Annotated in this window: 14 protein-coding genes; 1 reads left to right on the top strand and 13 read right to left on the bottom strand. The window is 45.2% G+C overall.

The window, feature by feature from the left end:
* Positions 1-53: 53 nt before the first annotated feature.
* From CH376_RS09230 to CH376_RS09180, 11 genes are read right to left on the bottom strand one after another with little or no spacing between them, the layout of a single operon-like run.
* Positions 54-656: a riboflavin synthase gene (locus CH376_RS09230; protein ID WP_100785598.1), complete on the bottom strand. Its 603-nt coding sequence runs from the start codon at positions 654-656 to the stop codon at positions 54-56.
* Complete coding sequence (ribD, locus tag CH376_RS09225; protein WP_100785599.1) at positions 638-1,891, bottom strand: bifunctional diaminohydroxyphosphoribosylaminopyrimidine deaminase/5-amino-6-(5-phosphoribosylamino)uracil reductase RibD; 1,254 nt, start codon at positions 1,889-1,891, stop codon at positions 638-640. Before ribD ends, CH376_RS09230 begins: the two co-directional genes overlap by 19 nt.
* Positions 1,891-2,829, bottom strand: coding sequence for a protein translocase subunit SecF (secF, locus tag CH376_RS09220; protein ID WP_100788060.1), 939 nt, complete (start codon positions 2,827-2,829; stop codon positions 1,891-1,893). Before secF ends, ribD begins: the two co-directional genes overlap by 1 nt.
* Before the next feature lie 2 nt (positions 2,830-2,831).
* The gene (gene secD, locus CH376_RS09215; RefSeq protein ID WP_100785601.1) at positions 2,832-4,760 is read right to left on the bottom strand and encodes a protein translocase subunit SecD; all 1,929 of its coding nucleotides are present in this window, start codon (positions 4,758-4,760) and stop codon (positions 2,832-2,834) included.
* A 10-nt stretch (positions 4,761-4,770) separates the two neighbouring features.
* Positions 4,771-5,544, bottom strand: a complete 774-nt coding sequence (locus tag CH376_RS09210) for an SRP-less Sec system protein (protein ID WP_100785602.1) — start codon at positions 5,542-5,544, stop codon at positions 4,771-4,773.
* The gene (yajC, locus tag CH376_RS09205; RefSeq protein WP_207767178.1) at positions 5,541-5,864 is read right to left on the bottom strand and encodes a preprotein translocase subunit YajC; all 324 of its coding nucleotides are present in this window, start codon (positions 5,862-5,864) and stop codon (positions 5,541-5,543) included. Before yajC ends, CH376_RS09210 begins: the two co-directional genes overlap by 4 nt.
* A 59-nt stretch (positions 5,865-5,923) precedes the next feature.
* Positions 5,924-6,934 carry an anthranilate phosphoribosyltransferase gene (gene trpD / locus CH376_RS09200; RefSeq protein ID WP_100785604.1) on the bottom strand — a complete coding sequence of 337 codons (1,011 nt, stop codon included), beginning with the start codon at positions 6,932-6,934 and terminating at the stop codon, positions 5,924-5,926.
* A complete protein-coding gene (pgsA, locus tag CH376_RS09195; protein WP_100785605.1) occupies positions 6,909-7,655 on the bottom strand; it encodes a CDP-diacylglycerol--glycerol-3-phosphate 3-phosphatidyltransferase in 747 nt (248 codons plus the stop codon). Before pgsA ends, trpD begins: the two co-directional genes overlap by 26 nt.
* Entirely contained in the window at positions 7,652-8,971 is a 1,320-nt protein-coding gene (rimO, locus tag CH376_RS09190; protein WP_100785606.1) for a 30S ribosomal protein S12 methylthiotransferase RimO, read from the bottom strand. The genes pgsA and rimO overlap by 4 nt, the downstream gene beginning before the upstream one ends.
* A 6-nt stretch (positions 8,972-8,977) precedes the next feature.
* Positions 8,978-10,087, bottom strand: coding sequence for a helix-turn-helix domain-containing protein (locus CH376_RS09185; protein ID WP_100785607.1), 1,110 nt, complete (start codon positions 10,085-10,087; stop codon positions 8,978-8,980).
* Positions 10,088-10,114: 27 nt separating this feature from the next.
* Positions 10,115-10,825, bottom strand: a complete 711-nt coding sequence (locus CH376_RS09180; RefSeq protein ID WP_243394723.1) for a LolA family protein — start codon at positions 10,823-10,825, stop codon at positions 10,115-10,117.
* A 346-nt stretch (positions 10,826-11,171) separates the two neighbouring features.
* Here CH376_RS09180 and CH376_RS09175 point away from each other — a divergent pair, with 346 nt between their 5' ends.
* Positions 11,172-11,693, top strand: a complete 522-nt coding sequence (locus tag CH376_RS09175; protein ID WP_100785657.1) for a DUF1564 domain-containing protein — start codon at positions 11,172-11,174, stop codon at positions 11,691-11,693.
* Between the two features lie 240 nt (positions 11,694-11,933).
* Here CH376_RS09175 and CH376_RS09170 read toward each other — a convergent pair whose 3' ends face one another.
* Positions 11,934-14,693, bottom strand: coding sequence for an FtsK/SpoIIIE family DNA translocase (locus tag CH376_RS09170; protein ID WP_100785609.1), 2,760 nt, complete (start codon positions 14,691-14,693; stop codon positions 11,934-11,936).
* Between the two features lie 1,078 nt (positions 14,694-15,771).
* Positions 15,772-16,788: an LLM class flavin-dependent oxidoreductase gene (locus CH376_RS09165; protein WP_100785611.1), complete on the bottom strand. Its 1,017-nt coding sequence runs from the start codon at positions 16,786-16,788 to the stop codon at positions 15,772-15,774.
* Position 16,789 lies beyond the last annotated feature (1 nt).

The raw sequence follows: 16,789 nt of genomic DNA, 5'->3' as shown, positions 1-16,789 counted from the left end.
TTAAATCTTCGGAATCAAATCCAGATTTCGCCTCAAATAGTTCGAATTCTAAACTATTTATATTTTAGGAGTTGTTCCAAGTAGCGAGCGACAAGATCGATTTCTAAATTGAGAATCGTGCCAGGCTTCCAGGACTTTGCGTTTGTTTTTTTGAGAGTTTCCGGAATCAGGACGAGATCGAATTCTTCCGGTCTGGAATCCACAACGGTCAGAGAAATTCCGTCCACGGTAATACTTCCCCGAGGCGCGATGTATTTGGAGAAAGAAGAATCGTTTTTCAAAGTATAGCTGACGACGGTTCCGCCTTCCCTTTCTTCTTTTTTAAGAATGGTTCCGGTTCCGTCGACATGACCGCTCACCAGATGTCCGCCCAGACGAGTCGTAGGCAAGGCGCTCCTTTCCAGGTTCACTTCCTCTCCTAATTTTAGGTTTCCAAAGTTTGTTAGTTCCAAGGTTTTAAAACTGGAATAGAATCGAAATCGACTTCCCTGATCGGTGAACTCGGTCACGGTCTGACAACATCCGTTTACGGATATGGAATCTCCGATTTTTAGATCGGGTTGAACCCAAGTCGTTTCCACAAGAAAATCCTTTCCGTCCGTCGTGTCTTTGATTTCTAAAATCGTACCGGTCGTTTCTACGAGTCCCGTAAACATCTGTGCACCTCCCAGAGATCTTCTTCCAACTCCGCCTTCCAGAGCAACTCCAAACCTTCCGTATTTATCTTCGGATGGATTCCGTCCGGAATGGAAACTTGAGTTTGTATTTTTAAAACTGCGTCGTTCGTTTTCATCTTAGACTGAAATTTTTCGTAAATCAGATTTCCGCCTTCTACGAGAAGAAGATTCACTCCGATCTGCGCGAGAATTATCAATACTTCGTCGGCAAGAAACTCGGAATCCGCCGAAAATAATTCTTTTTCGGAAAGGGATTTCAATTCTTCCTTTGTTTTCGATCCGATATGCGAATCTTTTTTGATGAAAAACACGCATTTTCGAGAGCCGAATTTTTGATTGATCCGTTTTTGTTTTTCCAAAAATTCTTCGGTTATATTCTTTTCTTCGAATATAATAAATACTCGATACGGTTGATAAGCGTTTTCAAAAACTCCGTGAATCCTTTGGACGTCCGTGTCGAGTCCGTATTTCAAAACGTTTCGAATCAGAGCCGAGGCTCCGGTCCGATTCTTCGAAACCTCTTTCGTAAGAATTCGTTTTGAATTTGTAAATTCTTCATTTGAAAACCGGAAATCCAATCCGGGATTGTCGTAAAACATCGTCCCCGGTCCGACAAGAACCGCGTCGCATTTGGCTCTGAGCAAGGAAGCGTAATAGGAGGATTGTTTTCCGGAAAGTTGAGTTCTACTTTTATCTTTGGAAGCGAAAAATCCCTCTTTTGAAACCGCTGTCTTGATGATCATCGATGGATTTTGAGTCTCGATTCGGGACGAAAATCCGAAAAGACTTTCTTCCGCGATCCTTTGTAAGTCCGGATCTTGTACGACCTGGATTCCCTGTCTTCGGCATTCTTCCAGTCCGTTTTCGGCTTTGACCAATGGATTGGAATCTTTCCATCCGTAATATAGGGTTTTCGGTCTGTTCTCCAAGATTAAATCGATACAGGGAGGGGTTTTTCCGTGATGTGTACAAGGCTCAAGAGTCACCCATACGTTATGCGGAATTGCGGAATCTTCGTTCTTTAGAAAGTCGGAATATGCGTTTCTTTCCGCGTGTGGTCCGCCGGTGGGAGAAGTTCTTCCCTGCGCTAAAATTTTAGTGTTGTCTGCGTTTGTGATGAGACAGGAGACGGGCGGGTTCGGAGAACTTTCGCCCGTGGAGAGAAAGGCAAGCTTGCACAATTCCTCCCGAAAAGATTCCGGGAGGAGAGACATCAGGCGCGAATCCTTCTTGAAACGTGATCGTAGATATCGACCAGCGGAGCCGCTATGAATATCGAAGAATACGTTCCTATCACGATCCCGAAGGTAAGCACGTAAGCAAAGTCGAAAAGTTCAGTCGCTCCTCCGATGATGATCGCGACGATCGAAATCAAAGTCGCAAAAGAAGTGTTAAACGTTCTTCCCAACGTCTGATTGATCGAAGAATTGATCGTTTGTCCGAAAGTTTCATTCAGTTTGCCCGCGGCATTCTCGCGAATTCTGTCAAAGACTACGATCGTATCGTTGATCGAATATCCGAGCAACGTCAATAGCGCCGCGATGATCGGGACGCTCGGTTTAATCTGAAAGAATCCGATAAAGGCGATGGTCAGGACTAAGTCGTGCGTAAGAGCGATAATCGCTCCCAAAGCGAACTTAAACTGAAATCGAAAACTGATATAGGCAAGAATGATCGCCATCGTGAGTCCGAGAAGCGTCACCCCTGTGGAAGACAATTCTCCGCCTACTACGGCTCCTACCTGATTGGCGCTCAATACCTGGCCCTTATTGATTCCGAAGTCAGCGCTTAAGATGGAGATCAATGCGTCGATTGCGGAAACGTCCACTTTGTCTTCCGCTTTTAAACCGTTCTTCTCTTTGTATTTTTGCAGAATCGCGTCGACGGAACCGAGTCCGATATCGATCTGAAAGTGATTCTTCTCTTTTTCCAACAGCAAAAGAACCGCTTCGATCTTATTGTCTGCAAAATAGGTTTCCAATTTTTTTCGATCCACGCTCTTATCGAACTCGATCACGGTTCTGAGTCCGCCGTTGAAATCGAGAGAGTTTGCAAATCCGCCGTGGACCGCGAACGTATAACCGAATCCGAAAAAAATCAGGGCGATTGAAGCGCCGATAGAAACGTATTTATATTTTATAAAATCAAACATTCTTAAGACTCCAATTTTTTAAAGCCGATCTGGAGCTTTTGAACTCCCAGCTTATTGACCAAAAGATCCATGATCAGACGACTCAGGAATAAGGACGTAAAAAGAGAAGTAACGATACCCCAACAAAGTGTGATCGCAAATCCTTTGATCGGTCCGTTTCCGAGACGGATCATGAGAATTCCGGAAATCAACGTAGTCACGTTACTGTCGATGATCGTCCAAAAAGCGTTGTCAAAACCCTGGGCGACGGCGACGGACGCGGACTTCCCTGCCATCAATTCTTCCTTGATTCTTTCGTAGATGATCACGTTAGCGTCCACCGCCATACCGACCGTGAGGATGATCCCCGCAAAACCGGGAAGCGTGAGCGTAAATCCCATCAAAGAAAGAAGAGCGCTCAGGATGATGATGTTTGCAAAAAGAGCGATGTTTGCGACCATTCCGGAGAGTCTGTAAATCAAAAGCATATAGAGCATCACGAGAATGAATCCGATTCCGACGGCCTTGATACCGACTTCGATCGATTCGATCCCGAGCGTCGGTCCGATAAATCTCATCTCCAAAACCCGAAGCGGGATCGGAAGCGCCCCTTCACTGATTACGTTCGCAAGATCCACGGCTTCGTCTTTTGTAAAAGAACCGTCGATCTGCGCCATACCACCGGCGATCGCGCCTCGGATCGTCGGCGCTGAAACTACCTTGTCTCCCCAGACGATCGCGAGATTTCTTCCCTTGTTCTGAGAAGTGATTTCGAAAAACTTTTCGGCTCCGCTGCTCGTAAGAGTAAACGAAACGATATAACCGAAAGAATTGTTTTCAAACGCCGGTCTTGCGTCCCTCATGTCCCTTCCATCAAGAGCGATCGCCTTTTCAAGAACGATGAAGTTTCTCGGAAGCTGCGGAGAATTTTGACTGTTTCCCCGTTTCCAATATGCAAAAACTCTGTATTTATCTTTTGGAATCTTATACTTGTCTTCGAGCGATTGTAGGAATCGATCCTGTTCCGCTTTTCCGAGTTTCTGTTTTACGATATTCTGATATTTAACGATATCCGTTTCTTCTCTTTTGCCGGCTTCCAGAAGTTTGTTTTCTTCCTGTTGAATGATCGAAGCATACGTGACTCCGTTCCCCGCCGAATTTTCGGGTTCTTCCAGACGATATTCCACGGTTTCCGTGTTCTGGATGATTTCCAGAATCTGTGAAGAATTGGTCACACCGGGAAGGGAAACCTCAATGGAATCCTGATCTTTTTGAATCCGAACCTGCGGCTCGGTCAAGTTTTGGCTCGTGAGACGATTGTCTATGATGAGTTTCGCCTTCTCGAGTTCCAAAAGTTTGCGGCTTGGAGAAAGTTCGAAATAACTTTCGATTTCTTCCAGTCGATCCTTCGCTTTTTTCTTTTCTTTTTCATCGGAAGAAGGATCGGTTACGGTCTTCTTTAAATTTTCGATTTCTTTAATATAACTTTCACGAAGTTTCGAAGCGTAGTCTTCGAAGTCCCCTTTCATCGCGACCCTCATCCCACCTTGTAAGTCGAGACCGAGTTTGATCGTAAGAGGACGTCCCTTTGTGATCCATTCTTCCACGAGAGTGGGTCGTAGCCTGTTCTTTGCTTCGAGGATGAGTTCCGGATTTTCCTGAGAGATCTGATTGATCTTTGCGGAAGTTACAAATCTTCCCTTCACCAAAAGAAAGGATTCGTTTTTTAATTCGAGAGGAGAAGGCGAGATGACCCAATCGGATTGTTTGTATTCCGAGTTCCAGCGTTTTTCAAACTTGGAAAGGATCTCTTTTTTTTGCTCTTCCGGAAGGGATGCAAATTCTTTTTTTACCGCAAGCTCCAACTCTCTCTGAGCGAAGTTGGGATACAATATTACTGTGGCCGCTAAAATAATGGCGAGCGGCAGGAAAATCCATGTCGCAGATTTCAAAGGGGAACTCCTAGTCTCTTCTCATTTTATTGATCGTCACCGGGGATCTGCGACCGGAACTTCCGCGCGATTTTCCCGCTTTCAATCGATACAAAGCAAATAATAAAATAAATACTACAATGATGATGGGCTTTTTGTAATCGGAGATAAATCCGGTAAAGGAACCTGACTTCTGTCCTTCCTGAACTTTCTTTTTCTCTTCTTCCTTTTTCTTATCTTCGCCTAACTTGAGTATGTCGGAAAGGCGGTTTTGAAAAGAAGGACCTTGCTCGGATTTTTCAGGTTCCGACGGGGCGGTATAACCCGGAAGCCCGGAAGGTTTTACTTTGACTTCTTCGTTTACCCAATACGGTTTTGGAAGATCTCCCAGATCCACTTTGGATGAGCCGGCGAGTTGTTGTTCTTCCACGTTACGAGAAGAAGATTCTCTCGTCTGCGAATTCGTATTCGAAGAATTGGATGAATTCGAATTGTTCTGAGAATTGTTTCCGGAGTTCGAGGATTCTTCTCCGTTGTTCGAAGGTTCCACGTTCTTTTTGGAATTCTCTGGGTTCTGAGGAGACGTGGAGGACTTTTTCGATTTTTTCTTCTTGGACTTTTTCTTCTCTTTCTTCTTGGAAGTTTTTACGGAAGAAGACGACGTCGAATTGGAAGACTTTTTGCTGACGGTCTTTTTCGGTTCGGCAACCTTTTCGAGGAAGTCGATTTCTTCCCCGTCCTGGGAAAACAAAACGGAATTCCCAAGAAATAGAAAGATTAGAATGAAGACCGCAGCTTTTTTCATTTGTCCGCTTGTTTCTTTTTAAGAACTGTGCTGGCAGTAAAGGAAACGTTTGTATCCTTTGCGATATTTAAAACTACAACTTCGTTGTTGTCTTTGATTTCCACAACTTTGCCGTGAATCCCGGAGGAAGTAACGACCTCGTCTCCTTTTTTAAGGCTTTCGATCATCTCTTTGCGTTTTTTCTCTTCGCTTCTTTGCGGACGAATCACGAGAAAATACATGATCACGAGCATGATTGGAATCAAGAGTAACGTGGAGAAAGGAGATTTGTCTCCGTCTCCGGCGGCTTGCGCCAATTGAAGTAGTATCATTGAATTCAGAGTCATTTCTAATTCCCTGTTTAGATTGGATAGAGGATTCTAACCAGTATTTTTCTCGTTTACCCTTTGGAAATTAAATCTTCGAAATACTTCTTTGTTTTTCCCGAAAGAATCGCTTCCAGAGCGGTTTTGTATCCTTCTTCGATACTCGAGGCTTTTCCCATCACAAAAAGTCCCGCTCCCGCATTCAAAGCCACCGCGTACGATCCCGCGATCTCTTCCCCCTGCAACACCCTTCTCGCCAAGGCTTCTGCGTGATCGGAGGAAGAAGCGTAGACTTCTTCTTTCTTTAATGTCGGCAGTTTTAAGAAAGAAGGATCAAAAGAATGACGGCTGATGACCCCATTCTCCAGAAAAGAATAATCCGTGATCGAAAAGATCGAAAACTCATCCAAACCGTCCCGAGAATGACAAACCATCGCCCGTTTCAAACCGAGGGCCTGTAAGACCTTGATAAACAGTTCCATAAGTTCGGGCTGGTAAACCCCGATGATCTGATACTGAGGGGAAAACGGATTGGAAAGAGGACCGATCATATTGAAGACGGTCCGAAAACCCAATTCCTTTCGGACCGGACCCGCATATTTCATGGAAGGATGCCACATCGGTGCAAAGAGAAACGTGAAGCCCTGAGAGATCAGATGCTCCTCCACTTCTTCTTGCGTCTTTTCGGTTTTGTACCCGAGTCTCGTAAGAATATCGCTCGATCCCGTGTGAGAAGAAACCGATCTGTTTCCGTGTTTGGCGACCTTGATTCCCAAAGAAGCGAGTGTGATCGCGGAAAGGGTGCTGATATTGATCGTCCCCTGCCCGTCCCCGCCGGTTCCGCAGGTATCCAAAAGGTCGAAGGGAAATACGGTCTTGGGCCGAAGCGCGTTTTTGCGAAGGGCCAAGGTGCAACCGAGAACCTCGTCCACGGATTCTCCGTTGGCTCTCATCGCGGTTAGAAATGAAGAAAGAAGAATTTCGGAAACTTCTCCTTTCATGACGTGATTTAGAAAAGACTCCGCTTCTTCGGAAGTGAGGTGCTTTCGATCGATCAGTTTAAGAACGGCTGCTCTTGGTTCCACTTTTCTGAAACATCCTTTTGATATTAGAGAGATAAAGAACTTGGCTGTTGGATACCATATAACGTATTCCTGAGAACACGGTGATCGCGGTAGTTATGAGCATTCCCCAATAGGGAACAAAGGCGCCGAGACCGAAGATGATATCTCCCAAGGTTGTGTTCCTGTTTAGGTTTTGAAAAAAGTAAATCGCATTTCCGGTCGCGATCTCGAATACGGTGAGACCGGACGCCTTTCCCGATGCGTAGGCTTCGTTGATCAGAATTCTTTTCTTACTCGAAACGAGAACAAAAAAGACAAGAATCAGAACGATCGCTCCCATCTGAAAGACGGTCTTTACTTTTCCGAGCATCGTCGTTCGGATCGATTGTCCCTGGCGGATCGCAAGATAACGAAGACTCGTGATGAGCATGTCTCTTCCGATGATCAGACAAACCATCCAAAATTCGATCTGTTCCTGTAAAAAGATAAACGTCACAAAACATCCGGTCACGATGATCTTGTCGGCGAGAGGATCCAAAAATTTACCGAACTCGGTTTCCTGGTTCCATTTACGGGCGAGATAACCGTCGACGAGGTCCGTCAAAGAAGCCGCGATAAAAAGAATCAAAGCGGCTATATGATATTCCAATTCCTTCTGAAATAAAAACCAGACAAAAAAAGGAACCGCGGCCACGCGGAGCATCGTAAGAATATTAGGAATATTGAAAATAGCTTTGTTCATTGGGAAACCCAGGTTCCGTTCATGTCATACTCGTAAAAAGAATCGATCCTGACTTTTCCAAGAGTTCCGGGAACCAAAGAAGGATCGTCCACGTAAACGACCTCGTCCATTTCCGGAGCGTCCTGAAGTCTTCTTACAACCGCCTGACCGTCTTCAATATTGTCGACGATCGCGTCGTAGGTTCGGCCGATTCGAGATTCGTGAATCTCCTCCAAAATCGCAAGGTGCGCGTCCCGAATGAGATTGATTCGCTTCGATTTTTCCTTTTCGGATACGGTCTGTTTGACCTCGGCGCCTTTAGTTCCTTCCTGCGGAGAATAAGAAAATAAGTTCACCTTTTCGGGTCTTGTCTCTTCGATAAAACGAAGAACCTGATCCACGTCATCCGGTTCTTCTCCCGGATAACCGATGATAAACGAAGTCCGGATTTCGAGACCGGGTTTGACTTCTCTCGCGAGAGAAAACAAATCCTTAAAGTAGGAACTCTCACCCGCGCGGTTCATGCTCTTTAGGATTTTAGAAGATACGTGTTGCAGCGGAGATTCCAGATAAGGCGCGATCTTCGGAGTTTGACCCATGAGGCGGATGAGTTTTTCCGTCTTCTTATCGGGATACAAATACAACAATCTTAGAATCTTGAGGGATTCGATTTCGGAAACCTTACGGACCATCTCCAGAAGAACTTCGGAATCCCTTCCGTAATAAACCGTGTCCTGGGAAACGAGACAGATCTCTTTGGCTCCGGCCCGGATCGCGCGGTTCGAGTCTCGGATGATGTCTTCGATCGGAGATTCTTTGAACTTTCCTCGAAAGGAAGGAATGATACAAAAGGAACAACCTCGATTGCAACCGTCCGACACTTTTACGTATGCGTACGGTTTGGAATAGTTTTCGATCCCCGCAGAAAGTTTCAGTCTTTCGAGAATGTCTTCGTTGAATTCTAATTTTGGAGGAGAAAGTTCCGGGAATTTTTCCCTGAGAAGTTTTCCCGCTTGGTTGTATTTTCCGGTTCCGAAAAACAAATCCACTTCGGGAATTTCCGCGCTGATATTATCCGGATAACGTTCCGCAAAACATCCGACGACTACGAGTTTTTGGTGGTTTTGTTTTTTGACCTGCGCCGCGGAAAGAATGGTCTGAATCGTTTCTTCGGTGGCGGACTGTATAAAAGTGCAGGTGTTGATAAAATGAAAATCGGATTCTTCCGGAAGCGTCGCGGGAACAAATCCCTCTTCCAGAAGAGAATGATGCATACTCATGGAGTCCGCAGTGTTCTTCGGACATCCTAGTGTTGTGATGAAGAATTTCTTTTCCAAGAAATTCTATTCTCCCAACTCCCTGATGACGGATTGTGTACTATCATAGGGGTTTTGCGTTTTGACGAAGATCTTCTTTACGAGTTTTCCGGGACGTCCCAACGTGATCTTCGGTTTTCCGTTCTGAATCATTTCCACCGCGGATCCGTCTCCCACTTTCAGTTCGAGACGATCCTTTGCTTCCAGGCTTCGATTCTCACCCGCTTGCACAAGACCTCTGAATCCCATCTGTCCGTCGATGATGAACTCAGCGTAACTCGCTTTGCTGAAAAAAAGAGTCACTTGGATCGGAACGTCGCCTAACGTCTTTGTCGTGTCGACAGCGCTTTCCGGTTTTTGTTCTTCTTCGCTTAACGTTACTAAAACCTTTGCGGAATTTTCAGTTACGGCCTGGGTTATGATTCTTACGTTGCGTCTGAGGCTGGAAATTTCGGGAATCGTATAACTTAAGACCTTTTCCTGACCTTCGCTCAATCGGAATTTATATACCGTGAGTTCGGGATAGACGTTGAACGCAAGAACCGCGGTGTTTACGGCGCCGCCCTTTTCCACGGAATCGATGAAAAGTTTACACTGTTGGTTGCTGACCGAAAAACTGACTCCCTTATCCGGGGTGAGGATAAAGGATTCGCTTCTGTTATCCGGAATCGATCTGGAAGAGAAGTCGATGTTTTCGGGAATGTCGAGTTTTTTACCGGATTCTTCCACCGCGTCGTCGCCGGAAGAAGAATCGGTCGCTACGTCGATGATGATATACGCGCAGATGAGAATGACAAGAACTGCCGCGATCGTAAAGATCTTATTCTTATCCACGTTGATCTTAGAATAATAAGAAGTTGTGGGACGCGTGAGTTCTTCGAGAGGGGCTTGCGATTCTTCTATCTTTTCTCCTCGATACAAGTTGATCAGCTGCCCAGTGTCGAGTTTCAGATAACTTCCGTAGTTTTTTAAGAATCCCATGGTGAACGTTTCGCCCGGGAATTGGGAATAGTCCTCGGTTTCAAGTGCGAGGATATATTTTACGGAAATGTTGGTTTCTTTGGCTACGTCTTTTACGCTTAGCTTTTTTTCTTCTCTCGCTTCGCGGAGAATTTGTCCTACTCTTTTCTGATTCAATGTTTTCGCTCCTTTCTCGGACTTTGGTTATTGTTCCGACACAAGAGGGTTGTTTACGATTTTTGCGTTTCCGCTTATGTGAAAATTGAACTGACCGTCTTCCAAATCGGGATTGATTTCTATATTAGAAAATTCTACTGTAGTTTCCTTTCCTCTTCCGTCGCTCGCCACGGCTTTTTGAATAAAATAACTTTCTGCATCCACGTAGAGAAGCATCGTCTCGAAACCTCCGACCTTTTCTCTTTGTTCTAAATTGAGAACAAAGTATTTTCTTCCGTCTTTCGGAGAAGTTTGAGGTTGTTCGATGGAATCGAACTTATAGTGATACTTTCTAAAAATCCGAGAAAGACCTTCGTCGGTAAAACTGGAGAAGATCGGTCCTGATTTATTCGATTTATTTAATGTAAGATCCTGTTTTCCGACCGCATTCAGTCGAGCGATGTAGATGTGGAGAGTTTTTCCGTCGGAAACGATCTCGTCGCCGGAAGGATCGCTGAATTGATAGCGGATTCTTCCACCCTTTTTATAGAGGCAGACTCCTCTCATATTTTTACTCTTTTTATTGGAGACGGTTTGAATCTGAAAATCGGCTTTGTAGGAATTCAGATCGCTAAACTTCTTCTTCACCTGTTTTACGACTTCGGAAGGAGAATTCCAGTTGTGCGCGGGTTGCGCCCAAAGAGCGGATTCTAAGATTAGAAATGAGAAACAAAAGGAGAGAATGATTGTTTTTTTCATGAGAAAAACCGGATCTCCCGGGATTTTTTTACTACCTTCGGACGCATTGGGAACCTTGTCACTTTCTAAAATTAGAGCCGGCGCGGTTCCGAGGAATTTCGGTGCGACCGGGGGTGTTGGAACTCCTATGGGACTTTCGAAGGAGGAAAGCCCGGGTGCGGCCGAGGACTGGGTGGACTTTTTTGTGGAGGGAATTTGTGAGAGTTCCCATGGCACACGGGTTCAGTTGAGATCTTCGCTCAATTCACGGAGGGAGGGCGAAAGAGAAGATTCGCTTTTTTTCCGTTTCCGAAATTTTCATTCAAACGAAGGCTCCTTGGCGATTCTTCCCGGAACCGAAAGAGGTATGGGAATATTATTGCTCAACGGGGATCAACTCATTCAATCACGCCTCCGGGGAAATCGAACAAACGTCGTTACTCTTCTCATTCCGGAAAGGACCCTTTTACGTTATCCGGAGAAAGAGAGAAGAATTCTTCCTAAGAGAATCCCCATTCTCTTGAAACGTTATGGAAAGTTTCTATCTTCCTCACGACGTTTGGGAAAAAGGGCGGAGACGACCTTGTATCAATCAAGTCCCGGAAAAAGAAAAATGAAAAAGATCAATGTCCGGATTGGAATAGAAAGTTGGGTTCTTTTGGGAGTTTTAGCCCAAACTCATGGGGTTTCTCGTTGTTTTCTCTTCAACTATCTCTTGTATCTGGAAGAATCTGAGGTCGGAGATTCTATTGTCAAGACGATGAATCAAGGAGCTCCCACATTTCACAAGGATTACAGATATATTCTTCACCTCGATCTATCCAATCACAGGATTTCCAGAAGATTAAAATGCAATCCGAGATATTTCTTTTACGTTTCCGATCATTGAGGTTCTTTCCTTCAGCCCCCTTTGCCATAGGAACTGAAATGAAAAAGTGGTAGCTCCTACACTTCTCTTCAAAAATACAAGGTCCGGGATCCTTTCCGGAAAGATTTCCCGGCGAGGGGGTAGCGTAAGACGCGAAGCGGCTGAAGCGAGGGGGAGACTTCCCCCTTCAGAACTCGATCGGAAAGCGAGATATCGACTTCCCGAACTCCACAGCGTAGGAACTCCTTCCCCCGTTCTTTTTTACTTGAGAATCTCTCGTCCCTTCGAGCCGATCTGCGCGCTCACATAGCCGCGCTCCTCCATAAGTTCCATAAGTCGGGCCGCTTTGTTATAACCGATCCTCATTCTTCTCTGAAGATAACTCGCGGAAGCCTTCCGATCGGAACGAACGATCTCCCAAGCCTGCTCGAAGAGTTCTTCATCCTCTTCATCGATCGTAGCGCTTTCCGGCTCCTCGTCCAAATCGAAATCCACGTAAGAAGGTTTTCCGAACTTCCTCGCTTCTTCCACGATCTTCTCGATCTCCTCTTCGGAAACATAAGGCGACTGAATTCTCACGAGGTCCGCGGCGGTTGGAGACTTGTAGAGAAAGTCTCCTTTTCCAAGAAGAGATTCGGCTCCGTTCTGATCTAAGATAATTTTAGAATCCGTCTTCTGCGCGACGTGAAACGCCATCCTCGCCGGACAGTTCGCTTTAATAAGTCCGGTAATCACGTCCACAGAAGGACGTTGTGTCGCCATGATCAAATGGATCCCGACCGCTCGGGATTTCTGAGTGATTCTTGTAATCGCGTCTTCGAGATCTTTTCCGGAAACCATCATAAGATCCGCGAGCTCGTCTATAAAAATCACGATATAAGGCATCTTCTTGTATCCGTCTCTGTGCGCGCCTTGTTCGACTTTTTCGTTGTAGGTTTTAAAATCTCTACACTTGAGTTTCGAGACGGAATGATAACGTGCTTCCATTTCTTGGATCGCCCAAGCCAAAGCGCGAGTCGCCTTTTTCGGATCGGTGATCACCGGCATGAGAAGATGAGGAATATCCTCGTAAAGAGTAAGTTCAACCATCTTCGGATCGATCATTATAAAACGGACTTCCTCAGGAGAAAGGTGAACCACAAGGGAGGAAATCATAGAATTTAAACAAACCGATTTTCCGGAACCGGTCGTTCCCGCTACAAGAAGATGAGGAAGTTTGTTCAAGTCAATGCTGACTAACTTTCCGGAAATATCCTTTCCTATAAGAATCGAAAGATCCTTCTTCGGCCTCAGGCTCAAGTTTTGATGCAGAATATCTCCGAGAAAGACGTCTTCTCGAATCGTATTAGGAACTTCTATTCCGATCGTAGACTTCCCGGGAATCGGAGCGACGATCCGGATGTTCTTCACCGCCAGATAAAGACGAAGTTCGTCGGCAAGAGAAGTGATTCTACCGAGTTTGACTCCTGGAGGAGGAGTGAGCTCGTAACGAGTGATGATCGGACCTCTCTCCATAGAAACGACCTGAGATTCGTAACCGTATTGACGAATGATCTCTTCGATCTTCCTCGCGACCTTGTCCGACTCGATCTTAAAAAGGGGATCCTGAATTTTTGTGGTCGTTGTCTTGAGACTCTTTAGAGGAACGTGATAGATGGAACGTTTCAATTTTACTTCGGGAATCAATGTAACCGGAGGAAAAGGAAGACCCTGCTCCAACTTTGATTCTTTCTTTTCAAAACTTGGAACCAACTTTGAGATCGGAGAGAAGGAAACAAACGTCTTTTCTTCCGAAACTTCAGCGACCTCCGCTGAGGATTCTTCGGATACGTCCTCCGATGCGCGTTCCTCGGATTCTTCTTCATCCAAAGAGTCTTCGTAAAATTCCTCTTCCGTTTCTTCCGAAGAATCTTCGATCCAATCTTCCTCTTCTTCTTTTTGAAAAGAATGAACCGATTCTTCCTCTTTCGGAGAAACCATCGAGATGGTCTTTTCTTTTTTCGCAAAAGGATTGTTCTTCTCCGAAGTTCTAAAATCTATGATCTCCCAACTGGATGAGGACTCCTGAAAACTTTTCTCCTCTCTGATTTTTTCCGAGAGAGCGGAAGAAACCGATTGAAAACGAAAGACCTTTCCTTCTTCCTCGAAATTCCCGGAGAACGCGCCTTGATTTTGAAAACGAATCCGGGAAATTTCCTGAGATACGAGCGACCCCGAATCGACTCTGGAGAGAAGATCCGAAAGTCTTCCCTCTTTTCCGAAAGTGGAATGAAGCGCGGTCTGCAAAGGAGAGGGTTCGTTTCTAACGGGATTTTTTTTGCGGGAATGCATTTGTTGAAAGAGTTCCTCCGGAGAATGGTTTCCGCTCGTGAGAGAAGTAAACCAGGGAGGACTGGATTCTCTGTTCTGAATTTTTTCCACTGCGGATTGAAATAAGGTTCCCAAACTCGCTCCGCTCTTTCCGAAACCGGATTGAAATCCTTCCTTGTATTTTGCTCCGGCCGTACCGAGAACTCTTCCCAAAAAATGAAGGGGGGATTCGTTTAACAAAAGTATTAATCCGTAGAAATAGAAAACGAGGTGGATGAGAATTTTTCCGGTGGATCCGAAGATGAATTCCAACCCGGAAGAAAGCAACTGTCCCACAAAACCGCCTTGAGACGCAAAAGGAATCGTGGATACATGCCCGGTCACCTGAAGAGTTACGGTAAAACAAAATAAAAAAACGGGAAGCGAGAATAACCTGTTCGTAAGGTCGAATTCCTCTTTTACCAAACGAAGGGACCCGAGACCGATCGCGAAAAGTCCTGGAAGGAAGGACGCTGCACCGAACATAAAAAACATTCCGTAAGAAAGATAGAATCCGAGCCTTCCGAAGAAATTGTTTTGAATCCCTTGTTCCCCCGCGTCGAAGGATCCTAAGGAAAGAGTCAGAATAATCCCGGAAAAAAGTAAAACATAGGGAAGAATTTTTCTCCCATTCTGCAAGTTCCAGGCCGGCTTGAGGTCTTTGGATTCCATGCTCTTTATATCGGAAACCGTCGAGAAAAAGAAAAGAGACTTAATTTCGGGTTTTTTTGGATGAGAATTTATTTTGTGTGAGTTCCTACTTTTTCGCGCCCTTGTTAGGAAAAAAGCGATGCTGTATTGGAGATACGGGGTTTTAGGTTTTACCGCGGTTTCTCAGGGGTGCTGTTTTGAAAATGCCTTACAGGACGAAAGAATTTTGAGGGATCTATTGCCGTCCGGCAAACGAAGCAGCAGAAAACCAAGCGAATGTCAAATTCGTAATTTCGAAGCTCGGTGGGAAGCCGCGTTTAGACGAACTTCGTATAAACCCGAGCAACACCGAATACGCCGGCGTTGGCGCCTTTAGTCAAATCGGTAGGAATTACGACAATTACCCTCTTTGACTTCCGCGTTTAGACGAACTTCGTATAAACCCGAACAACACCGAATACGTCGGCGTTGGCGCCTTTAGTCAAATCGGTAGGAATTACGACAATTACCCTCTTTGACTTCTGCGTTTAGACGAACTTCGCATAAACCCGAATAACACCGAATACGTAGGCGTTGGCGCCTTTAGTCAAATCAGTAGGAATTACGACAATTACCCTCTTTGACTTCTGCGTTTAGACGAACTTCGTATAAACCCGTTTTGAATACGATCCAGTACAATTGAAAAATAATATAGGAAACAAGGTCGAAAACATAGAAAACAATCGATTCTATTTGTAGAATTTTCTCTGCGTTTAGGCGAACCTCGCGTAATCGGTCAAATCTCCTCTCTTCGAATGCGTCTCTCCAACAACCTTGGCAACGAACTTTCCGAATGACTATCGACATCAATCTCTCTTAAAATACCTTTATCGACAATGAGGCTCCTCAGATTCTTTGGAAGTTGTAATGATCTATCACGGGGTGAAAAGAAGTTATGCGATTTTTTGATCTTCATTGTTATAATGACAGACAGACTACAAAACTCAAAGGTGCATCTACAAGGGAGAAAATATAAGATGCTTAGGAATTCATCCGGTATTTTTTGAAGACAATCCGGCTTACATCGCTCAGAGCGATGATGCCTGGGATGCAACGTAGGTCATTGAACGGAATCGTTCGGCTTTAGATCGAAAACATTTGCAAGAAGACGATAGGAACAAAGTCTATCTTCAAAATCGTAAGTGATCGTTGTCACAACGACTTCGTCCACATCGTATTCTTTCGCTAATTGAAAAATTTCTTCTTTTACTTTATCCGGAGTTCCAGCGACCATCCGTCCGCGATTTTGTAAAATCACGGCTTTTTCAAATTCAGTATATTGAGTTTGAACGGCTTCTTCGTATGAAATCACACCTTCGCTGATTCCTTTGCCGATATTCAACAACTGCCGATCCATGACGGTTTGTAACTCTTCTGCTTTTCTTTCAGTCTCTGCGCAGAAAACAAAAATCCCGAGACTCGCTTTCGGAGACGTCAAAAATTCGGAAGGCTGAAAACGTTCCCTATAAGCGTTAACCGCGTTCGGTCCTCCCTGCGGATTGATAAAATGCGCAAAGGAAAGCGCTAAACCGAAATGAGCCGCGAGAAGTCCGCTCTCTCCACTCGACGTAAGAATCCACAATTCCGGAACCGTATCCGCTTTCGGAATCGCCTTCACCTTTGTCTGAATCGAATCTTCATCCGCACGATCCGTAAGAAAACACTGAAGATCCAGAAGTTGCTGACCGAAATCGTTTCGAATAAATTGAGAACCCGGATTCAAAATGGACGCGGTCAATCGATCGCTTCCGGAAGCCCTTCCCAAACCTAGATCGATCCTTCCCGGGAAAAGAGTTTCCAACATCCTAAAATTTTCAGCGACCTTCAGAGAACTGTGATTGGGAAGCATCACTCCGCCGGCGCCGATCCGAATTCTTTTTGTCTCTCCCGCAAGATGCGAGATCAGAACCTCGGGAGTGGAACCTGCAAGTCCTTGAATATTATGATGTTCTGATACCCAAAGTCGAGTATATCCGAGTTCGTCCGCGAGTTTGGCGAGCTCTACGGTTTCCAAAATCGCTTGTCTCGCGGAACCTCCCTTTCGGATGGGAGACTGATCCAATACGCTTAGTTTCATA

It is taken from the genome of Leptospira adleri, from assembly GCF_002811985.1.
Lineage (GTDB): Bacteria > Spirochaetota > Leptospiria > Leptospirales > Leptospiraceae > Leptospira > Leptospira adleri.
This window is presented reverse-complemented; position numbering and strand designations above follow the sequence as displayed.

Bases quoted from the DNA above. Each gene is read 5' to 3' on its own strand.
- CH376_RS09230 (WP_100785598.1), bottom strand. From the start codon at position 656: ATGTTTACGGGACTCGTAGAAACGACCGGTACGATTTTAGAAATCAAA.
- ribD (WP_100785599.1), bottom strand. From the start codon at position 1,891: ATGTCTCTCCTCCCGGAATCTTTTCGGGAGGAATTGTGCAAGCTTGCC.
- secF (WP_100788060.1), bottom strand. From the start codon at position 2,829: ATGTTTGATTTTATAAAATATAAATACGTTTCTATCGGCGCTTCAATC.
- CH376_RS09210 (WP_100785602.1), bottom strand. From the start codon at position 5,544: ATGAAAAAAGCTGCGGTCTTCATTCTAATCTTTCTATTTCTTGGGAAT.
- pgsA (WP_100785605.1), bottom strand. From the start codon at position 7,655: ATGAACAAAGCTATTTTCAATATTCCTAATATTCTTACGATGCTCCGC.
- CH376_RS09180 (WP_243394723.1), bottom strand. From the start codon at position 10,825: ATGAAAAAAACAATCATTCTCTCCTTTTGTTTCTCATTTCTAATCTTA.
- CH376_RS09175 (WP_100785657.1), top strand. From the start codon at position 11,172: ATGGGAATATTATTGCTCAACGGGGATCAACTCATTCAATCACGCCTC.
- CH376_RS09170 (WP_100785609.1), bottom strand. From the start codon at position 14,693: ATGGAATCCAAAGACCTCAAGCCGGCCTGGAACTTGCAGAATGGGAGA.
- CH376_RS09165 (WP_100785611.1), bottom strand. From the start codon at position 16,788: ATGAAACTAAGCGTATTGGATCAGTCTCCCATCCGAAAGGGAGGTTCC.